The organism is Candidatus Dependentiae bacterium (assembly GCA_016191325.1).
Classification (GTDB): Bacteria; Babelota; Babeliae; order Babelales; family JACPOV01; genus JACPOV01.
This window is the reverse complement of the sequence record JACPOV010000007.1, coordinates 1-1,829: the sequence shown is the minus strand read 5'-3', so window position 1 is coordinate 1,829 and position 1,829 is coordinate 1. Positions and strand designations below refer to the sequence as shown.

The window sequence follows — 1,829 nt, the reverse complement described above, 5'->3', positions numbered from 1 at the left end:
TCTCAAACGGTGCGGTATTTCGACGTACTTAACTGTTCTTTGACATCTTGTTTAATTTACAATCAGTTTTTTAGTCTGCAAAATCTCTTTACTTCTGCTATCAAATACTTCTGCAATGTACAAACCTTTTGAAAGATGTGCCACGTTGATTTTTTGAGCGGGTCTCTCACTAGTATTTACAAGTTCAGAATGCACTAGCTGTCCTAATGGATTAGTTATTCGTAGTAAAACTTTATCTGTAGCATCGGATGCAATATAAAAGTAATCCTGCGCCGGGTTTGGGTATAATTCAATTAAAGAATGTTTATTCATTTCTGACAGCTTTGTAACAACAGGTGAAGGATCATACAATTTTGCAACGAACATTTGCTGCATTTTTATTGGATTGATTGTAGTAGAGCCAAATGTAGCAGGTACTTTTAGATTTCCAGTAATGTAAACACTGCCTTTCTTATCAGACACCATGCGGCCATTATGAATATTTTTTAAGGTATGCCACATATAGGAGCCATTAAAATCATGTTTCCTTAAAAATGTACCGTATGAAACCATGTAAGAGTTACCTACAGCATCTACACAAAAACTATTACCCTGCCACATTTTAGCACCTCCTTTAGCCCACAACTCATTACCGTTACTATCATATTTTGCTAAAAAGTAATCTTCTACAGTAGTGTTTGTTATGGAGGTGTTGCCAAATGTTGCAGTAGGGCTGTGAAAATAGCCGGTTATTTGAGCGTTATCGTTATCATCAACATCTAATCCGTAAAGCCATTCTTCGTATATGCCGCCTCCACGTTTGGCCCAAAGCCAGTTACCCGCAGAATCAAGTTTAGCAATATATACATCAAAATCACCAGAGGTAGAGACAGAATGAGTTCCAAATGCTGTTGCACCGCCCAGTAAACCTGCAATATAAATATTACCGCTTTTGGAGGCCTTTATTTTAGGACCGTCACCGCTGCTTCCATCTCCATTTACCGATGAACGAACCCATTGGACCACGCCATTTTTGTTATATTTAACTACAAAAAGACCAGGATTAGCTGATAGACTATCAAAATTAACCGGGCCACTAGGTCCGACACCGCCCATAACATATACGTTGGAGTTGAAATCAACTGTTAAAGCCCTTGCGCCCGCATCGCACCCCGTTGATTGTTTAACCCACTGTACGACCCCCTGTGCGTTAAACTTTACTAATACCATACGAACACAACCAGAGTAAGGTGTATTATATTGAGTCCCATCAATGTTAACATAAGTAAAAAAACTAGCCGAAAAATAAACGTTGCCTTGCTGGTCCATTGCCACGTCTGAATAATCGATGAGAAAACTATAAATGCGCTTTCTCCATAACACATTTTGATTAGCATCATACTTAACCACATCTATATTTTTATCATCACCCAGCGTTTGCGATACTGCAATATTACCGGTACTATCTACCGCAATACTTGTTCCACTCGACAATTGGTAAGTGGTATCGCTAACAGCCCATTGATAGTTTTGAGCACCCAATGAAAAGGCTAAGATTGAAAAAAGTAAAGAGAAAACTCTCATATAAATAGTTCTTAAATAAATATACCAAATAAAAAGCATTATAAAATTATAAATTTCTGAGGCAAAAACTGCCCATCCTATCGAAGACCCGTGAAGTTGAAATCATTAATAATTAAAACTAAAAGCAAATGACAAGAACTAAATTTACCGCTGCCCGCAGCACCGTTGCCAAATACCGCGAGCAATTGGATATTCCGGTAGGAAGATTAAGAAAAGAGGTATGAGAATGTGTTTATAAGGGTAAACCCTAATTTTTTAAGTTTGCC

General features: G+C 37.8%; 1 protein-coding gene and 1 pseudogene. One reads left to right on the top strand and one right to left on the bottom strand.

All coding sequences use genetic code 11. The annotated features are described in order from the left end of the window. Positions 1-51: 51 nt before the first annotated feature. On the bottom strand, positions 52-1,563 hold the full coding sequence (locus HYX58_00120) for a T9SS type A sorting domain-containing protein (GenBank protein MBI2774402.1): 1,512 nt from the start codon (positions 1,561-1,563) through the stop codon (positions 52-54). Between the two features lie 152 nt (positions 1,564-1,715). On the opposite strand from HYX58_00120, the pseudogene HYX58_00115 reads away from it, so the two are divergent. Next, a pseudogene (locus HYX58_00115) lies at positions 1,716-1,787 on the top strand (hypothetical protein). Positions 1,788-1,829 lie beyond the last annotated feature (42 nt).